Raw genomic sequence first — 17,712 nt, forward strand, 5'->3', positions numbered from 1 at the left:
CACTGGAGGAGCGCCATGACCAATCTGCCCTCGTGGCGTGAGACCGCCACTCGCCGGACGATCATCGACTTCGTCGAATCGGTCACCACCGGCCCCGACGCCGTGCCCGTCGATGAGCGCATCGCCGTGTTCGACAACGACGGCACGCTGTGGTCGGAGAAGCCGGTGATCATCCAGCTCGACTACATCATCGGGCAGTGGAAGGCAGAGCTGCAGGCCGATCCCTCGCTCGCCGAGCGGCAACCGTACACGGCCGTCGCCACGGGAGACCTCGCCTGGATCGGCGGGGCCGTCGAGAAGCACTACGGCGGTGACGACTCGGACCTGCAGGTGCTGCTGGGGGCCCTGATCGGGCTGACCGACGGGGTGTCGGTGGCCGACTATGCAGCATCCGTCGCCGACTTCTTCCGCACCGCGACGCACCCCACCCTCGGCACGCCCTTCTCGGGTGCCGTGTATCAGCCGATGCGCGAACTGCTGCGCTACCTCGAGGCGCACGGCTTCACCTGTTACATCGCGTCCGCCGGTGAGCGGGACTTCATGCGCAGCGTCACCCAGGAGTACTACGGCATCCCGCCGGAGCGGGTGATCGGCTCGGCGTACGGGCTCACCTACGACGCCGAGACTCGCACGGTGCGGTACTCGGCGAACCTCGACTTCCTCGACGACGGGCAGATCAAGCCGGTGCGCATCTGGAGCCGCACGGGCCGACGCCCACTGCTCGCGGCGGGCAACGCCAACGGCGACCTGCCGATGCTGCAGTTCGCGGTCGGCGACGGCACCGGACGCCGTGGCCTCGGCCTGCTCGTGCACCACGACGACCAATCCGGCCGCGGCGACCAGCCGTACGACAAGGGTGCCGAACTGGCGCTCGCAGCCGAGGACATCACGGTGATCAGCGTCGCCGACGACTGGTCGCAGGTGTTCCCCACGCAGGACGAGGGATGACCTCGAGGACGCCGCCCGCGGCATCCGATTCCACTTCTCGAGACTGGCTCGCGCCCACACTGCACCGCTACCGGCGCGAGTGGATCGCACGCGACATCGTCGCCGGCCTCTCGGCCGGCGCCGTCGTCGTACCGCAGGCGATGGCCTACGCGACCATCGCGAACATGCCAGTGCAGATCGGCCTGTACACGTGCATGGTTCCGATGCTCGTGTACGCATTGCTGGGCGGATCGCGCGCGATGAGCGTGTCGACCACGTCGACGATCGCGACACTGACGGCGACCACGCTGGTATCGGCCGGCGTCGCAGCGAACTCCGAGAACCCGGTGCCCGACCTGATGGCGCTCACCCTGATGGTCGGCGTGATCCTGGTGCTGGCGCGGCTGCTGCGTCTCGGCAGCACCGTGGGGTACATCTCCAAGCCGACGATGCTGGGCGTGCAGGTCGGTGTGGGTGCGACCGTCGCCGCAGGGCAACTGCCCAAACTGCTCGGCGTCGACAGCGAGTACTCCGGGCATGGCTTCATTCGCTCGGTCATCGGCGCGATCGAGGCGATTCCAGCGGCCAACGTGCCGACCATGCTGCTCTCGGTCGGGTCGATACTCGCTCTCATCCTGTTCACCCGATTCCTGCCGCGCGTGCCCGGCCCGCTGGTCGTGGTGGCCGTCGGCATCCTGCTGATCGCGCTCACGGGCCTGAATGATGCTGGCGTCGCGCTCATCTCACCGGTGCCCCAGGGGTTCCCGCCGTTCGAGCTTCCGTCGTTCGCGCACATCGGCGGATTGCTCCCCGGTGCGCTGGCGATCGCCGTGATGGCCTTCCTGGAGTCCAGCGCGGTGGCGCGCGGCATCCGCGAGGTGGGGGAGCCGCAGATCGACAGCAACCGCGAACTGTTCGCCACCGGTGCTGCGAACGTGATCGGCGGATTCTTCCAGGTGCTCCCGGCGGCCGGCGGCTTCTCCCAGAGTGCGGTGAACAAGGCGGCGGGGGCGAGGTCGCAACTCGCCTCGATCGTCACCGTGCTGCTCGCAGTGCTGGTCGCAGTGTTCCTCGGGCCCGTGCTCAGCCTCATGCCGCAGGCCACGCTCGCCGCACTCGTGTTCGTGGCCGTGGCCGGGTTGATCGACCTGCCAGGGCTTGCACGGTTGTGGCGTCTGAACCGCACCGACTTCTGGATCGCCGCGTTCACAGCGTTCGTCGGTCTCACCGCCGGCCTGCTGCTCGCGGTCGCCGTCGGGGTGTTCGGTACCTTTCTCGCGATATTCCGCGAGCTCAACCGCATCCGTCTCGACGTCGGCGAGGTGCGCGACGGCGTGCTGCCGGTGCGGCTGCAGGGGCCGATGTACACCGCGAACGTGCTGCCGTACGAGAATGCGATGCTGGCCGCAGCCGACGCTGCTCCCGGCCTGCGAGCGCTCGCGCTGGATGCAGGGGAGATGCGTGTGCTGCCGGTCACCGTGCTCGACACCCTCACGGATCTCGACCAGGAGCTCGCCGCGCGCGGCATCGAGCTGCGGCTCGCCTCGGTACCCGAGACCGCCGCGCTGGTCGCACGCCGCGGCGGCTGGTTCTCAGCGCTGGAACAGCATGGGCGGGTGTACGGCACGCTCGATGCCGCAATGCGCGGACGCGGCGACTGACGGCGGGAGCGGGGATGAGCGACGCGGGCGAGAGCATTACCGGACCGCGGCGAGCCACACGGGCACGTCGGCTGATGGTGATGGCCGTGCCGGCGATTGCCGTCGGCATCGGTTCCGCTCTGATGCTGTGGGTGCTCGACCTGGTGTCGGGCGGCCTGCAGAACGTGCTCTGGGAATTCCTTCCCGGGGCATTCGGGTTCGGCCCCGACAACCCGTTCTGGGTCTTCGGCGTGCTCACCCTGACCGGCGCGGCGGTCGGGGCGGCCGTGCGCTACCTGCCAGGACACGGCGGGCCCGATTCCGCCGTGGGTGAGTTGGATGCTGAACCACCGAAGCTCATCGCGCTGCCCTCGCTGGCGATCGCCGTCGTGCTCGGACTGGCAGGAGGGGTGAGCCTCGGTCCGGAGAACCCAATCATCGGCATCAACAGCGCATTGGCCGTCGCGCTGCTAGCCCGCTTTGCAGCAGGCGTACCACCGAAGCTGGCCGCGGTCTTCGCCATGGCCGCGACGATCGGTGCACTCTTCGGCACTCCTGTCGCTGCTGCTCTCGTGCTCACCGGTGCAGTCGGCGCGATCAAGGGCGAGGGAGCACTGTGGGACAAGCTCTTCCTGCCGCTCGCTGCGGCGGCATCCGGCGCGATCACGACGAAGCTGCTCGGCGCGCACGCCATGACCTTCACTCTTCCTCCGGTCGGGGAGCTCGATGTCGTCGACGCGCTGGTGGGTACCGGCATCGCGATCGGCGCGGCGCTGATCGTCATCGTCGGGGCGATGTTGCTGCCGATCGTGCATCGAGCGTTCCACGCGCTGGGCAACCCACTGCTGTTCACCACGCTCGGCGGTGCCCTGCTCGGTGTGCTCGCCGTCATCGGCGGTCCGATGACGATGTTCAAGGGGCTGAATGAGACCGGTGCCCTGCTCGCCGATCCCGGAGCCTACTCAGTGGGGCAGCTGGCACTGTTCGCCGGGGTGAAGCTGCTCGCCCTGGTCATCGCAGCGGCAGCGGGTTTCCGTGGCGGTCGGGTGTTCCCCATCGTGTTCATCGGCGTCGCACTCGGCCTGCTGGCCGCAGCGCTGTTCCCCGGGACGCCGCTGGCGCTCGCTGTCGCCTGCGCCGTGCTCGGCGCAACGCTCGTGGCGACGCACGACGGATGGATCGCACTGTTCCTCGGTGTCGTGCTGGTGGGTGACATCCACGTGCTTCCGATGCTGTGCGTGATCGTCCTGCCGGTCTGGCTGGTGGTGACGGCATCGCCCGAGCTGATCGCGCGTCCCGCGGACGAGACGCCTGCGACCTGATCAGGTCGCCGATTCAGCGGTACGTCGTGCCGACCTCGGCGCGGTGCAGTGGATCGAGTCCGGTATCGGGAATGCGCGACCAGTCGGTCGGCGTGCGTCGGTAGCCGTCTCGGCGGAGGTCGACGATGGTGGCGATGAGGCCCCAGAGGGCCAGGGCTGCGATGATGATGACGATGAACATGGCAGAAAGACTATGATCGGATGAAATCAGCCACGAGTGGCAGGACGGACATGGTTCGTCGGAAAACTGCCAACGTGGCCCGTGCTGCCGAGGAGGGACGTCGATGAAGACCGTGGCCTGTGTGATCGATGAGGGCTTCGCGCCCTTCGAGTTCGGTGTGGCCTGCGAGGTGTTCGGGCTCGACCGCAGCGCCGACGGGGTGCCGAACTTCGACTTCCGCGTCGTCGCACCGCAGCCGGGGGCCGTGCGGTCGAAGCTCGGCTTCTCGGTGAACGTCGAGCACGACCTCTCCTTCGCCCACGAGGCCGACATCGTGGTTTTCTGCCCTCTGCCTCGCGAGAGCTGGGCGCACATCGATGCGCGCCTGATCGACCTCGCCGTCGCCGCCGTCACGAGGGATGCCTGGGTGGTGAGCGTCTGCAGTGGAGTGTTCGTGCTGGCGGCATCCGGACAGCTCGACGGTCGCAGGGCGACGACGCACTGGATGTACGCGTCCACGCTCGCGGCCATGTACCCGCAGATCGAGGTCGACCCCGACGTGCTCTTCGTGCAGGACGGGCGCATCATCACCTCGGCCGGCACCGCGGCCGGCATCGATGCGTGCCTGCATCTGCTGCGCATCGAGCTGGGTGCGGAGATGGCGAACCGCATCGCGAAGCGGATGGTCGTCCCGCCGCAGCGCGACGGCGGCCAGGCGCAGTACGTCGACCGCCCGCTGCTCGAGGTCTCCAGCGACTCCCTCTCAGGCGTCGCCGGCTGGGCCGTGCAGAATCTTCGCGACGAGCTGACCGTCGAGGAGATGTCCGCTCACGCGCTCATGTCGCCCCGCACGTTCGCGCGCCGCTTCAAGTCGGAGTTCGGCACGACCCCCGCCTCGTGGCTCAACCGCCAGCGGGTCATCCACGCACAGCGCATGCTGGAGCGCACGGATCTGAGCCTGGAGCAGATCGCGCAGGAGTGCGGATTCGGGTCCGCCGCCGTGCTGCGGCAGAGCTTCGCCCGCGTGCTCGACACCACGCCCACGGCCTACCGCGCGCGCTTCACTTGTGCGGTTCCGGCGGAGGTCGCGTAGGACGCGCGGCCGTCAGTTCCAGTGGCCGGGACGCGACAGGATGTGCGAGCCGGCGTTCACGACCTCGGAGCCGACCTCGGCCGTGACGTACAGCAGCGAGAGCGTCGGATAGCCGTGTCCGCGGTTGTCGCGGATGATGGCCCGATCGTCGGTCGGGTCGAGTGAGGTCGTCTCGGCGAGCAGGTCGATCCAGTGGGATGCCCAGTCAGGGGCATCCGACGTCTCCCGCGCCTCGGCGCGGAACCGGGGCAGCCACTTCTCGATGCGCGGTGTCGCGGCATCGTCGAGGTCGTCGTGCGCGATCATGTGCACGCCAGGGGTGACCGGCGTCTCGCGCAGTGCGGCGCCGTTCCAGGTGAGCACGCGGGAGTGCTCGGGCGAGACTTCGAGCAGGTTGAAACCGTGTGTGCGGGGCGTGCCCTCGGGCGAGCGCCCGGCGACGGACTCGAGCACCACGGCGCCGCGGGAGGCCAGCTGATCCGCGGGCACGTCGAGCAGGTCGGCGCGGTTCAGCAGCACGGCCAGGCGCCCCGCCTCGGGGTCGTAGGCCAGCCAGGCGCCGCCGGCGCGGCGGTCCCGGATGCCGATCACGTCCGGATACGTCTCCGGCCACCACGGGCCGAGATCATCCCAGTCGCGCTGCGGATCCTCGTCGCGCACGGCCAGCATCCGCACATCGCCCAGTTCGACATCGATGATCACGGTGCACATGCTGCCGAGTCTATGGCGGGCCCGATCCGAGTCGGCTCGCAGAACGTCAGTCGGAATCGGATGCCCGGCACCGGCGCCCTGGGGCAGAATCGGAGGCGTGAACATCGTCGTCGCAGTGACAGGCGGCATCGCCGCGTACAAGTCGGTGCATCTGGTGCGCCTGCTCATCAAGGCAGGACACGAGGTGACCGTCGTGCCCACCGAGGACGCACTGCGCTTCGTCGGCCTGCCCACGTGGGAGGCGATCAGCCGCAACCAGGTCACCACCAGTGTGCACGAGGACGTCGCGCGGGTGCGCCACGTCGCGCTCGGCCAGGCCGCCGAACTGATCATCGTGGCCCCGGCCACCGCGAACACCATCGCGAAGATGGCGGCGGGGCTGGCCGACGACCTGGTCGGCACGACTCTGCTCGCCACGACCGCGCCCGTCGCGATCGCGCCGGCCATGCACACCGAGATGTGGCGGCATCCGGCGACCCAGGCGAACGTCGCGACGCTGCGCGCACGCGGGGTGGCCGTGCTCGGCCCCGACTCGGGGGAGCTCACCGGCGGTGACTCCGGGCCGGGGCGGATGCTGGAGCCCGAGCAGATCGTCGAGGCGGCGCTCGCCATCGTCGGCGACCGCGATCTCGGCTTGCGGGATCTCGACGGCGAGCAGGACCTCGACGGCCTGCGGGCCATTGTCTCGGCTGGAGGAACCCGCGAGCCGATCGATCCGGTCCGCTATCTCGGCAACCGCTCCAGCGGTCGGCAGGGGGTCGCATTGGCGATCGCCGCGGCCGAGCGCGGCGCCGAGGTGGTGCTCGTGTGCGCGAACGTCGACGATTCCGTGCTGTCGGATGCTGCGCAGCATCCGCTCATCCGCATCGAGCACGCCGGAACCGCGGCCGAGCTCGGCGCCGTCATGCGATCGTTGGCTGACGATGCGGCCGTGATCGTGATGGCGGCGGCGGTGGCGGACTACCGCCCGGTCGACGTGTCGGAGGGCAAGCTCACCAAGGAGTCCGGCGGGCTGGAGAGCATCGAGCTGATCGAGACCGAGGACATCGTCTCGGGCCTGGCCGCACGCCGCCAGCCCGGGCAGCTCATCGTGGCGTTCGCCGCCGAGACTCCGGACGACCACGCCGAGTTGCTCGCCCGCGCGCGGCGCAAGCGCGAGCGCAAGGGCGTGGACCTGCTCGTGGTGAACGAGGTCGGCTGGGACCGCGGTTTCGAGGCGGCCGAGAACGCCGTGCAGGTGATCGGGGATGACGGGGCGGTCGTGGCGACGGCATCCGGAGCGAAGCGCGTCGTCGCCGACGCGATCTGGGATGCCATCGCCGAAGGGCTCTGATCCGGGCGCGTTCAGTCCGCTCTCGCGTGCAGAGCCCGCAGCGTCTGCTCGATCTCGGCGGTGGCGTCGTTCATCGTGCGATCGGCTGCCGTCAGCGCGCCGGTCATGCTGTCGTGTGCAGCCCGATCGGTGGGGGCGGATTCGGCGGCCAGTACGGCGTCGCGAGCCACATCCAACTGGAGGGCGAGCCTGGCGATGTGGTCCATCAGCCTGCGCACGTCGGCGCTGGAGGCCAGGAAGCCAGCCCAGCGCGCCAGCGCGTCGGTGACGCTCCTGCGCGCCTCCGAGATGGCGATCAGCACCGCATCGTGGTCGGTGGTCTCCGCGGTCGTGATCGAACGCGGCACGGCGACGCCGCGGCTGACCATGCTGCGCTCGTCGTCACAGAGCGCGTGCAGCAGGTCCGTGAGCGCGAGATGTGTGACGGGGTACCAGCGCTGGTGTGCTGCGTTGGCCGTCCATCGGTCGAAGAACAGCGAGGTGAGCAGGAACGTGAGGAGGCCGGCGGCGATGCCGGAGATGATGACCGCCTGCTGCCATATCCCGGTCGCGAGGTCGATCCAGATGGCCGCGACGAACAGCGCGGTTACGCCTGCTGTGCCCGCGATGCGGGCGAGACGCCGGCGACGGCGCATCCGCTGGTGCTCCATGCCGCTCACCATAGCCGGGATCGCCGGGGCACGAGGGCCGGGCGCGGGGTGGTCGGCGGTTGGGGGTGCGCGGCCGCTCCGGTGCGCTGTTCCGTACGTCTGCGCTTGCCAATCCGGGCTGCGCTCCTGCTAAACTTGAGTCATCACCACTCAACTTTGAAGGAGTCTCCCCAGGAGGAACGAATGACCAACCCCGCACAGAACGAAGAGCAGCAGAGCGCCCTCGAGCAGTTCGGCATCAACCTCACCGATCGCGCCCGCCAGGGCAAACTCGACCCGGTGATCGGCCGCGACAGTGAGATTCGTCGCGTGAGCCAGGTGCTCACCCGGCGCACCAAGAACAATCCGGTGCTGATCGGCGAGCCCGGCGTCGGCAAGACCGCCGTCGCTGAAGGACTCGCTCAGCGCATCGTCGCGGGAGACGTCGCCGAATCCCTCAAGGGCAAGGAGCTCATCTCGCTTGACATCTCGGCACTCGTCGCTGGTGCGATGTACCGCGGCCAGTTCGAGGAGCGGCTGAAGAGCGTGCTCAAGGAGATCACCGAATCCGACGGCAAGGTCATCACCTTCATCGACGAGCTGCATGTGCTGATGGGCGCCGGCGGCGGGGAGGGCTCGGTGGCAGCATCCAACATGCTCAAGCCCATGCTCGCCCGCGGCGAGCTGCGGCTGATCGGTGCCACGACGCTCAACGAGTACCGCGAGTTCATCGAGAAGGATGCCGCTCTCGAGCGCCGCTTCCAGCAGGTCTACGTTGGCGAGCCCTCGGTCGAGGACACCATCGCGATCCTGCGCGGACTCAAGGGGCGCTACGAGGCGCACCACGGGGTGACCATTGCCGACGGCGCGCTCGTCGCTGCGGCCGCGCTCTCGAACCGCTATCTGCCGAGTCGTCAGCTGCCAGACAAGGCGATCGACCTGATCGATGAGGCCATGTCGCGACTGAAGATGGAGATCGATTCGTCGCCCGTCGAGATCGATGAGCTCAAGCGGCAGGTTGACCGGATGAAGCTCGAAGAGCTCGCCCTGAAGCGCGAGAAGGATGCCGCCTCGAAGGAGCGCCTGGCGACCCTGCGCGAGCAGCTGGTCGACCTCGAGCGCGAGCTGGCGGGACTCGAAGAGCGCTGGGCGCGCGAGCGCCAGGGCCTGAACCGCGTCGGCGAATTGAAGAAGAAGCTCGATGACGCCGTCACGCAGCGCGACCTCGCCATGCGCGAGGCCGACTACACGCGGGCATCCAAGCTCGAGTACGAGACGATCAAGCAGCTGCAGACGCAGATCGCTGAGGCCGAGGCCGCCGAGGCGGCTGTCTCCAGCGAGGGGCGGATGGTCAACGAGCAGGTCAGCGACGAGGACATCGCCGCCGTGATCGCCGCGTGGACGGGCATTCCCGTCGGCAAGCTCATGCAGGGCGAGAGCGAGAAGCTGCTGCACCTCGAGAACGAGCTCGGCAAGCGCCTGATCGGGCAGAAAGACGCCGTCAAGGCGGTGTCGGATGCTGTCCGCCGCTCCCGCGCCGGCATCAGCGACCCCGGTCGTCCCACCGGTTCGTTCCTGTTCCTCGGACCCACTGGCGTCGGCAAGACAGAGCTGGCCAAGGCGCTCGCGGAGTTCCTCTTCGACGACGAGCACGCCATGGTCAGAATCGACATGTCGGAGTACGGCGAGAAGCACTCGGTCTCGCGCCTGGTCGGCGCCCCTCCTGGCTACATCGGCTACGAGCAGGGCGGTCAGCTGACCGAGGCCGTGCGTCGTCGCCCCTACTCGGTGGTGCTGCTCGACGAGGTCGAGAAGGCGCACCCCGAGGTGTTCGATGTGCTGCTGCAGGTGCTCGATGACGGGCGCCTGACGGACGGTCAGGGCCGCACGGTCGACTTCTCGAACGTGATCCTGATCCTGACCTCGAACATCGGCTCGCCGATCCTGATCGATCCGGTCATGTCGACGGAGGACAAGCGCGAGGCGGTGATGGGCCTGGTACGGCAGTCGTTCCGCCCGGAGTTCCTGAACCGGCTCGACGACATCGTGATGTTCCAGGCGCTCTCCGAGGACGACCTGGCGCAGATCGTGGAGCTGTCGGTCGATCAGCTGCAGAAGCGGCTCGCCGATCGCCGGCTCACGCTGGCGGTGACTCCGGATGCCCGTGCCTGGCTCGCCGAGCGCGGTTACGACCCGGTGTTCGGTGCTCGGCCGCTGCGCCGGCTGATCCAGACCGAGGTGCAGAACCGTCTCGCGACGGCGCTGCTCTCGGGCGGTGTCCACGACGGAGACACCGTGCGTGTCGATGTCGCAGCCGACGGCTCCGGCCTGGTGCTGACCAGCCAGTCGTCGTAACCAGTGCCGTCCGGCCCGACCGGCCGACCCGACCACCCGCGGTACGGATGGCGGGAAAATGTACGGATGGCGGGGAGATACCTCGGCGTGTTGCCCGCCACACGTACACGCTCCCGCCATCCGTACCAGAGTCAGGCTTGTGAGGTGGCCCACGCGGCCGGGCCCGGTGACCCGGCCGCGTACTCCTCGATTGGCACCGCATCGGATGCCCACGCATCGCGCACCGGCTGGATGATGCGCCAGCACTCCTCAGCCTCATCGGCGCGCACCGACAGCGCGACGTCACCGTCGAGCAATTCGTCGAGCACCTCCTCATAGGAGCGCTGCTGGCCTTCGCCGAGGTCGGCCAGCAGGTTCTCCTCGCGCAGCGCGAACGGATCATCGCCGCCGGTCACATGCAGCCGCAGCGACATCTCGTCCGGGCCGAGCGAGAACGTCAGGCGTCCGCCATCCGCCGGCACGCCAGACAGGCCAGGCGGCAGGTGCCGCACCGGCTTGAACGTCACCACGACCTCGGAGCACTTCTTCGGCAGCGCCTTTCCCGAGCGCAGCACGAACGGCACCCCCGCCCAGCGGTCGCTCGCCACCTCGAACACGACCTCGGCGAGGGTCTCCGTCTGGCGAGCGGCATCCACGCCGTCTTCATCCCGGTACGCGGGCAGATCGCGGTCGCCCACCCGCCCCGCGGTGTACTGGGCGCGCCGCGTCGACTCGTTCACGTCATCACCGAACACGTGCGTCGCCCGCAGCACGGCCGCCTTCGCGTCACGCAGATCGCGCTCGTCGAGCGTCGCCGGCGGATCCATCGCCAGCAGCGCGAGCACCTGCAGCAGGTGGCTCTGGATCATGTCGATCATGGCGCCGGCCTTGTCGTAGTAGCGCGCGCGACCCTCCAGCGCCACGCTCTCATCGAACCGGATCAGCACCGCCTGAATGTGCTCGGCTGACCACACCGGCTCCCAGATGCGGTTCGCGAGGCGCACGCCGAGCAGGTTCAGCAGCGTCGACCGGCCCAGGAAGTGATCGACGCGGAAGACCTGCTGCTCCGGCACCAGCGCCAGCAGCTTCTCGTTCAGCGCCCGCGCGCTGGCCTCGTCCTCGCCGAACGGCTTCTCCATCGCCAGCACTGTCCCCGCCGGCAGCGTCAGCCCCGCCATGGCGTCGATGGCCGCAGCGGTCACGGCCGGAGGCAGCGCGAAGTACAGCACCGTCGACGGCTCGAGGCTCTCGACGAGGGATGCGACGGCACCAGCATCCGTCACATCAGCCTGCCGATAGTCCGAGAGCGTGACGTGCGCCAGGGCCTCCGGCGCGTCGGTGAACGCCTCGGTCACCGCCGCGCGCCACGTCGTCGCATCCCAGTCCTCGCTGCCGGCGCCGCGCAGGATCACCTTTCGCTTGGGATGCTTCGACATCAGCGCCGCGAGCGAGGGCAGCAGCAGCCGCGAGGTGAGGTCGCCCGAGGCTCCGAGGATGAAAAGGGTCGTGGTCGGCATGGGGCAGACGATAGTCGCCTCAGCGGTGAAGCGCACGCCGTGACCCGGCGAGCATCCCACGACAGCAGTGCCGAGTTCTTCCTGAACGCCCGATGCTGGCATCCGATCCCCCTGCGTGGAAGACTGCGGAAGGTGGCTTCGCGCATCGAGGATTACGCCCTTCTCAGCAACTGCCGCACCGCGGCGCTGGTCTCGCGGGAGGGGAGCGTCGACTGGCTCTGCCTGCCAAGACTCGACTCGCCCAGCACCTTCGCGGCGCTGCTCGGCGACGAGGATCACGGCCGCTGGGAACTGCGCCCGACCGATCCCGACGCGACCAGCTCTCGTCGCTACGACGACGACACCTTCGTGCTGATCACTCGCTGGGAGGTCGGCGATGCCGTCGCCGAGGTGCATGACTTCATGCCGATCGACCCCGACCCTGGTGTCCACCTGCGCCGCACCGACCTGATCAGGCGCGTGATCGGCGTGCGGGGGAGCATGACGCTGCGGCAGCAGCTCAGCATCCGATTCGACTACTCCCGCGCCCTGCCATGGGTGCGGCAGACCGGCACGCGCGCGCATCCCGAGGTCGTGGCGATGGCGGGACCGGACGCTCTGGTGCTGCGTGGCGGGGCGCTGCGCGCGAAAGGGCACCAGCACGTCGGTGAGGTGACGGTGGGGGCCGGCCAGACACGCGATCTGCACCTGACGTGGTTCCCGTCGTACTACCCCGCGCCCGCCGCGCTCGAGGTCGATGAGGCGCTGGAGGTCACCAAGGGCTGGTGGCAGAGCTGGGCCGACGAGATCGAGCACAGCGGCCCTCATCACGAGGACGTCGTGCGGTCGCTGCTGATCCTGCGTGCGTTGACCAATCACGTCACTGGAGGCATCGCGGCGGCCGCGACGATGGCCCTGCCAGAGGAGATCGGCGGCGAGCGCAACTGGGACTATCGCTACGTGTGGCTGCGCGACGCCGCCCTCACGCTCGAGGCGCTGCTCGACCACGGCTTCGTCGCGCTCGCCGAGCACTGGCGAGAATGGCTGCTGCGGGCGGTCGCCGGTGACCCGGCCGATCTGCAGATCATGTACGGACTGGCCGGCGAGCGGGGTCTCACCGAGTACACGCTCAGCTCCCTGCCCGGCTACGAGGGGTCATCGCCGGTGCGGGTCGGCAACGGCGCGGCGGCGCAGTACCAGGCGGACGTGGTCGGCGAGGTGCTCGTGACCCTGTCCGCCGCGCGGGCGGCTGGACTCACCGAGACGCAGTTCTCGTGGCCGCTGGAGCGCAAACTGCTGCAGTTCGCCGCTGAGGCGATGGATCGGCCGGATCACGGGCTGTGGGAGATCCGCGGCGAGCCGCACCTGTTCACGCATTCGCGCGCGATGATCTGGGCGGCGTTCGATCGCGGGGTGCGCGCCGTAGAGGAGCACGGGCTGGACGGTCCTGTCGATCGCTGGCGCGCGCTGCGCGACCGGATGCGCGCTGAGATCGACAGTCAGGGCGTCACCGACGGGTACTTCACGCAGTACTACGGCTCGACCGAGGTCGACGCGTCGTTGCTGCTGCTGGCCGAGGTCGGCTTCTGCACGCCGGATGACCCGCGGATGCTGGCGACTGTCGAGCAGATCGAGAAGACGCTTCTGCACGATGGGCTCGTGCACCGCTACCGCACCGACACGGGAGTCGACGGGCTGACCGGGGGAGAGAGCCCATTCCTGGCCTGCTCGTTCTGGCTGGTCGAGCAGTACGCCGCGACCGGGCGCCGCGACGAGGCCGAGGCGCTGATGGCGCGGCTGTGCGCGCTGACGAACGACGTGGGGATGCTGGCCGAGGAGTACGATCCGGTCGCGGGCCGTCAGCTCGGCAACACCCCGCAGGCGTTCAGCCACCTGGCGCTGGTGCGCGCCGCGGATGCCCTCACCCGCACCGAGCTGCGCCCGCGGTAGTTCGCTTCGTCCCTGCCCCTGTTCATCGCCCCCGCCCCTGTCTGTCGACGTAAGCCAGGAGGGGCGGCGACGGCCAGGAGGGGCGGCGACGGCCAGGAGGAGCGGTGACCAGGAGGAGCGGTGACCAGGAGGGCGGCGGCGACAGGGAGCTCGGCGGCGAGCGGCATCAGGCGTTGACGAGCAGGGTCTCGTCGATCGGGCGGCGGGTGCGCGGGGCGACCTCGCGTTCCTGCAGCGCCTCGGGCAGCCGTGTCGCATCGCCGAGGTCGCCGAGCGCGAGCACCGTCATCGGGGTCAGACGCTCGTCGATCCCGAAGGTCTCGCGCAGCTGGTCAGCGACGAAGCCGCTCATCTGGTGCACGTGCAGACCGTCGTGGTGCGCCTGCACCGAGAGGTGCGCGACGGCCTGACCGAGGTCGTAGACCGCGTGGCTGATCGGGGCGCCGTCGGCGTCAGTGGTCTCGGTGATCGCGACGATCAGCACGGCGGCGTCGCCGGCCCACACCTGGTTGAAGCCCATCAGCGCCGAGTGGATGCCGTGGTGCGCGGCCGATCCGCGCCGAGCCACGATGAACCGCCAGGGCTGCGAGTTGCTCGCGCTCGGCGACCAGCGGGCGGCCTCGAGAGCGGATGCCAGCTTCGCCTCATCGATGGGAGTCTCGGCGTCGTAGGCGCGGGGGCTCCAGCGCTCGGCGAGCACGTCGAGCACGGGGTGCTCGGTCTGGGCGGCGCGGTCGATGACGGTGTTGCTCATGTGGGATGAGGCCTTTCAAGTAGTGCAGCGAAAGGACCTCATCGTCCACAATCACCCCAGTCTATTCGTCCGCATGTTCCTGTTGCTGATCGTGCTGTCAGCCGCGCAGCGCCTCGCCCAGCTTCACGCGCGCACCCATCCGCAGCAGCGAGTTCTCGTAGATCTTCGCGGCGACCCAGATGGCACCGACACAGCTGGCGATGAGGATCGCGAGCGAGAGCAGCGCCTCCCACCACTGCGCCTCGCCGACGAACAGGCGCATCGGCATGCCCACAGGCGCCGAGAACGGCACGTACGACAGGATCGTCAGCACGACGGGGTTGTCGTTGAAGAAGATCACCAGGAAGTACGGCAGCATCACCAGCATGATCAGCGGCATGGTGGTCGAGCCGATGTCCTCCTGCCGCGACACCATCGACGCCGCCGCCGCGTACAGCGAGGCGAGCAGGATGAACCCGAACAGGAAGAACACCGCGAACCACAGGATCGGCGCGCCGATGCCACTGAGCAGCTCCTGCTGCCCTGTGACGATCAGGCCGACCACGGCGATCGCGGCGAGCAGGATGATCTGCGCCATCGCCAGGATCGTGTTGCCGATCACCTTGCCGGCCAGCAGCACCCGGGTGGGGATCGCCGAGATCAGCAGCTCGACCACGCGGGTCTGCTTCTCTTCCACCACGCTCTGCGCGATCGTGCCGCCGAAGGTCGATGCGGCCATCAGGAAGACCAGACCGAAGCCGAGGGCGACGATGTAGCGCACCAGCGGATCGGTTCCGGCGGGCTCGAGGATCTCGACGGTGGGCGTCTGCGACAGCGCCATCAACAGGCTCGTCGGCGCGTCCTCCTTCGCCAGCAGCACGTATCCGAAGCCGGACTCGTCGCCGGGGATCACCGCAGCGATGACATCGCCGGACTTCACGAGCTTCTCGGCCTCGGCGCGGTCATCGACCTCGGTCACCTTGGTGTTCGGCACGGCTTCGACGATCGACGCGGTCTGCGCGGTCGCGGCGACCGCGTCGGGCTCCGGCGACGCGCTGTTGAACCCGCCGATGAGCACGCCGACGAGGGCTGCGAGCAGCAGGATGCCGGTGGAGATCATGAACGCCTTGCTGCGCAGCTTCGAGGCGATCTCGCGCTCGGCGACGAGCCACACGGCCTGGGGGGTCGAGTTGGTCATGCGATGACCTCCTTGAAGATCTGAGCGAGCGAAGGATGCTGGGGTGCGAACGTCGTGACCGCGCCGCGGGTGACGGCCTGCTGCAGCACGCGCTGCGCTGTATCGGGGGAGTCGACATCGAACAGGGCCGAACCGCCCTCGAAGTCGAGCACCGTCACGCCGGGCTGTGTGCGCAGCCAGCCGACATCGGCCGACGACTGCAGCTCGTACTGCAGCGTGGAGTGCTGCGCGCGCAGCTGCTCGCGGGACCCGGCGGCGCGGATCGTGCCGTCGGCGATGATGATCAGGTCATCGCACAGCCGCTCGACGACATCGAGCTGGTGTGACGAGAACAGGATCGCGGCGCCCTGCGCGGCACGGGCCTGCAGCACGCCGGCGACGACGTCGACCGCGATCGGGTCGAGGCCCGAGAACGGCTCGTCGAGGATGAGCACCTCGGGGTCGTGCACGATGGCGGCGGCGATCTGCGCGCGCTGCTGGTTGCCGAGCGACAGCGACTCGATCTTGTCCTCTAGGCGCTCGCCGAGTCCGAGTTCGGTCAGCAGTGCGGTGGCGCGCTCGGTGGCATCCGACTTCGCGAAGCCGTGCAGGCGCGCGAGATACACGATCTGCTCGAGCACCTTCATCTTCGGGTACAGCCCTCGTTCCTCCGGCATGTAGCCGAAGAGGCGGCGGTCGGATGCTGTCACCGCCGTGCCGTCCAGGGTGACGGTGCCGCCGTCGGCGGCCAGCACACCGAGGATGATGCGCATCGTGGTCGTCTTGCCCGCACCGTTGCCGCCGACGAATCCGGTCAGTCGGCCTGGAGCGACCTCGAACCGGATGCCATCGAGCACGGTCCGCGAGCCGTAGCTCTTGGTGATCCCGTCGAGACTCAGTTGTCCTTGCATACCTCCACGTTATGGAGGCGAGTGGATGCCGGGCATCCCCCCTGCGGTGGATTGTGGGGACTCCGCCGTCCGGCGGACCGGCCCAGCGAGCCCGGGGGCGGGCATGGGGCGAGGTCAGCGCCGGCCGAGGTGCAGCACGGCCCGCACGAGCAGTCCCGCCACCAGCGACCAGAACGCGGCGCTGATGCCGAACAGGGCGATGCCGGATGCTGCCACCAGGAACGTCACGACGGCGGGCATCCGCTCGCCGGGGTCATCGATCGCCTGCTGCACCGACGAGCCGAACGCGGCGAACAGTGCGAGGCCGGCGACTGCCGGGATCACCGCGGCTGGCGCCAGCAGCACCAGTGCCGCGAACACCGCCGAGAACGCGCCGAGCACGATGTACGAGATGCCGGTCGAGACGCCGGCCACCCACCGCCTGGCAGGGTCGGGCTCAGCGTCGGGGGCTGCGGCGAGAGCAGCGCTGATCGCGGCGAGGTTGATGGCGTGCCCGCCGAACGGAGCGCCGATGGCCGAGCCGACGCCGGTGACGAGCATCGCCGGGCGCCACGGCACCTCGTAGCCATAGCTGCGCATCACGGCGATGCCCGGTACGTTCTGTGACGCCATCGTCACGATGAACAGCGGAAGTGCGATGCCGATGCTCGACCCGAGCGTGAAGGTGGGGGAGGTGAACTCCAGCGTGGGGATGAGCAGGGCAGGGTCGACGACCGTGTCGGATGCTGCGATGCCGACGATCACGACGACTGTGGCGGCCACGAACGCCAGCGGCACCGCCCAGCGTGGTGCGATCCGCGCGAACACCAGCCACGTCAGCACGACGGGGACGACGCCCCACGGGTTGGCGACGAGTCCGGTGATCGGGGCGAGGCACAGCGGCAGCAGGACGCCGGCGAGCATGGCCTGAGCGATCGACGGGGGGATCGTGGCGATCAGAGCCCCGATCCGGGGGACGAGGGCGGTCAGCAGGATGAGCGCGGCGACGACGATGAACGCACCGACCGCGGCCGGCCATCCGCCTTCCACTGCGCTGACCGCGGCCAGCAGCGCGGCGCCAGGCGTCGACCAGGCGGCGGTGATCGGCATCCGATATCTCCACGCCAGGATCACGCACGCGATGCCCATCGTGAGACTGAGGATCAGCAGGCCGCTGGCGGCCTGTGCGGGGCTGGCGCCGACCGCATCGAGGCCGGTGAGCACGACCGCGAACGAACTCGTGAAGCCCACCAGGGCGGTGACGACACCGGCCGTGATCGGGCGCGACAGAGAGGTGCGGGCGGCGTCTGTCATGCG

At 69.1% G+C, this 17,712-nt stretch carries 15 protein-coding genes; 7 read left to right on the top strand and 8 right to left on the bottom strand.

The window, feature by feature from the left end:
- The first annotated feature begins 15 nt into the window (after positions 1 to 15).
- Genes MNR00_RS01280 through MNR00_RS01290 form a run of 3 tightly spaced genes read left to right on the top strand, consistent with a single transcriptional unit; the run spans position 16 to position 3,889 of the window.
- Complete coding sequence (locus MNR00_RS01280; protein ID WP_241927364.1) at positions 16 to 948, top strand: HAD family hydrolase; 933 nt, start codon at positions 16 to 18, stop codon at positions 946 to 948.
- Complete coding sequence (locus MNR00_RS01285; protein WP_241927365.1) at positions 945 to 2,588, top strand: SulP family inorganic anion transporter; 1,644 nt, start codon at positions 945 to 947, stop codon at positions 2,586 to 2,588. Before MNR00_RS01280 ends, MNR00_RS01285 begins: the two co-directional genes overlap by 4 nt.
- 14 nt (positions 2,589 to 2,602) lie before the next feature.
- Entirely contained in the window at positions 2,603 to 3,889 is a 1,287-nt protein-coding gene (locus MNR00_RS01290; protein WP_241927366.1) for an ion channel protein, read from the top strand.
- Positions 3,890 to 3,902: 13 nt separating this feature from the next.
- On the opposite strand, the gene MNR00_RS01295 is transcribed toward MNR00_RS01290, so the two are convergent.
- The gene (locus MNR00_RS01295) at positions 3,903 to 4,070 is read right to left on the bottom strand and encodes a hypothetical protein (protein WP_241927367.1); all 168 of its coding nucleotides are present in this window, start codon (positions 4,068 to 4,070) and stop codon (positions 3,903 to 3,905) included.
- A gap of 103 nt (positions 4,071 to 4,173) precedes the next feature.
- On the opposite strand from MNR00_RS01295, the gene MNR00_RS01300 reads away from it, so the two are divergent.
- A complete protein-coding gene (locus MNR00_RS01300) occupies positions 4,174 to 5,142 on the top strand; it encodes a helix-turn-helix domain-containing protein (protein WP_241927368.1) in 969 nt (322 codons plus the stop codon).
- Positions 5,143 to 5,154: 12 nt separating this feature from the next.
- Here the strand turns inward: MNR00_RS01300 and MNR00_RS01305 are convergent, their stop codons facing one another.
- A complete protein-coding gene (locus tag MNR00_RS01305) occupies positions 5,155 to 5,853 on the bottom strand; it encodes an NRDE family protein (protein ID WP_241927369.1) in 699 nt (232 codons plus the stop codon).
- 97 nt (positions 5,854 to 5,950) lie between these two features.
- Between MNR00_RS01305 and coaBC the strand changes: the two genes are divergently transcribed.
- Positions 5,951 to 7,186, top strand: a complete 1,236-nt coding sequence (coaBC, locus tag MNR00_RS01310; protein ID WP_241927370.1) for a bifunctional phosphopantothenoylcysteine decarboxylase/phosphopantothenate--cysteine ligase CoaBC — start codon at positions 5,951 to 5,953, stop codon at positions 7,184 to 7,186.
- 11 nt (positions 7,187 to 7,197) lie between these two features.
- On the opposite strand, the gene MNR00_RS01315 is transcribed toward coaBC, so the two are convergent.
- A complete protein-coding gene (locus MNR00_RS01315; protein WP_241927371.1) occupies positions 7,198 to 7,836 on the bottom strand; it encodes a hypothetical protein in 639 nt (212 codons plus the stop codon).
- A gap of 183 nt (positions 7,837 to 8,019) precedes the next feature.
- On the opposite strand from MNR00_RS01315, the gene MNR00_RS01320 reads away from it, so the two are divergent.
- Positions 8,020 to 10,170 (top strand): AAA family ATPase, encoded by a 2,151-nt coding sequence (locus MNR00_RS01320; protein ID WP_241927372.1) that lies wholly within the window; start codon positions 8,020 to 8,022, stop codon positions 10,168 to 10,170.
- Positions 10,171 to 10,301: 131 nt separating this feature from the next.
- Here MNR00_RS01320 and MNR00_RS01325 read toward each other — a convergent pair whose 3' ends face one another.
- Positions 10,302 to 11,666: a glucose-6-phosphate dehydrogenase gene (locus MNR00_RS01325; protein WP_241927373.1), complete on the bottom strand. Its 1,365-nt coding sequence runs from the start codon at positions 11,664 to 11,666 to the stop codon at positions 10,302 to 10,304.
- Between the two features lie 132 nt (positions 11,667 to 11,798).
- Between MNR00_RS01325 and MNR00_RS01330 the strand changes: the two genes are divergently transcribed.
- A complete protein-coding gene (locus tag MNR00_RS01330) occupies positions 11,799 to 13,595 on the top strand; it encodes a glycoside hydrolase family 15 protein (protein ID WP_241927374.1) in 1,797 nt (598 codons plus the stop codon).
- Between the two features lie 166 nt (positions 13,596 to 13,761).
- On the opposite strand, the gene MNR00_RS01335 is transcribed toward MNR00_RS01330, so the two are convergent.
- From MNR00_RS01335 to MNR00_RS01350, 4 genes are all read right to left on the bottom strand, one after another.
- The gene (locus MNR00_RS01335; protein ID WP_241927375.1) at positions 13,762 to 14,349 is read right to left on the bottom strand and encodes a nitroreductase family protein; all 588 of its coding nucleotides are present in this window, start codon (positions 14,347 to 14,349) and stop codon (positions 13,762 to 13,764) included.
- A 97-nt stretch (positions 14,350 to 14,446) separates the two neighbouring features.
- Positions 14,447 to 15,526, bottom strand: a complete 1,080-nt coding sequence (locus MNR00_RS01340; protein WP_241927376.1) for an ABC transporter permease — start codon at positions 15,524 to 15,526, stop codon at positions 14,447 to 14,449.
- Positions 15,523 to 16,416, bottom strand: coding sequence for an ATP-binding cassette domain-containing protein (locus MNR00_RS01345; RefSeq protein ID WP_241927377.1), 894 nt, complete (start codon positions 16,414 to 16,416; stop codon positions 15,523 to 15,525). The genes MNR00_RS01340 and MNR00_RS01345 overlap by 4 nt, the downstream gene beginning before the upstream one ends.
- Before the next feature lie 114 nt (positions 16,417 to 16,530).
- Complete coding sequence (locus MNR00_RS01350) at positions 16,531 to 17,709, bottom strand: benzoate/H(+) symporter BenE family transporter (protein ID WP_241927378.1); 1,179 nt, start codon at positions 17,707 to 17,709, stop codon at positions 16,531 to 16,533.
- Positions 17,710 to 17,712 lie beyond the last annotated feature (3 nt).

The sequence above is a fragment of the Microbacterium sp. H1-D42 genome (assembly GCF_022637555.1).
Classification (GTDB): Bacteria; Actinomycetota; Actinomycetes; order Actinomycetales; family Microbacteriaceae; genus Microbacterium.

Coding starts and splice junctions, on each gene's coding strand:
- MNR00_RS01280 (WP_241927364.1), top strand. CDS start 16: ATGACCAATCTGCCCTCGTGGCGTGAGACCGCCACTCGCCGGACGATC.
- MNR00_RS01285 (WP_241927365.1), top strand. CDS start 945: ATGACCTCGAGGACGCCGCCCGCGGCATCCGATTCCACTTCTCGAGAC.
- MNR00_RS01290 (WP_241927366.1), top strand. CDS start 2,603: ATGAGCGACGCGGGCGAGAGCATTACCGGACCGCGGCGAGCCACACGG.
- MNR00_RS01295 (WP_241927367.1), bottom strand. CDS start 4,070: ATGTTCATCGTCATCATCATCGCAGCCCTGGCCCTCTGGGGCCTCATC.
- MNR00_RS01300 (WP_241927368.1), top strand. CDS start 4,174: ATGAAGACCGTGGCCTGTGTGATCGATGAGGGCTTCGCGCCCTTCGAG.
- MNR00_RS01305 (WP_241927369.1), bottom strand. CDS start 5,853: ATGTGCACCGTGATCATCGATGTCGAACTGGGCGATGTGCGGATGCTG.
- MNR00_RS01315 (WP_241927371.1), bottom strand. CDS start 7,836: ATGGAGCACCAGCGGATGCGCCGTCGCCGGCGTCTCGCCCGCATCGCG.
- MNR00_RS01320 (WP_241927372.1), top strand. CDS start 8,020: ATGACCAACCCCGCACAGAACGAAGAGCAGCAGAGCGCCCTCGAGCAG.
- MNR00_RS01325 (WP_241927373.1), bottom strand. CDS start 11,666: ATGCCGACCACGACCCTTTTCATCCTCGGAGCCTCGGGCGACCTCACC.
- MNR00_RS01335 (WP_241927375.1), bottom strand. CDS start 14,349: ATGAGCAACACCGTCATCGACCGCGCCGCCCAGACCGAGCACCCCGTG.
- MNR00_RS01340 (WP_241927376.1), bottom strand. CDS start 15,526: ATGACCAACTCGACCCCCCAGGCCGTGTGGCTCGTCGCCGAGCGCGAG.
- MNR00_RS01345 (WP_241927377.1), bottom strand. CDS start 16,416: ATGCAAGGACAACTGAGTCTCGACGGGATCACCAAGAGCTACGGCTCG.
- MNR00_RS01350 (WP_241927378.1), bottom strand. CDS start 17,709: ATGACAGACGCCGCCCGCACCTCTCTGTCGCGCCCGATCACGGCCGGT.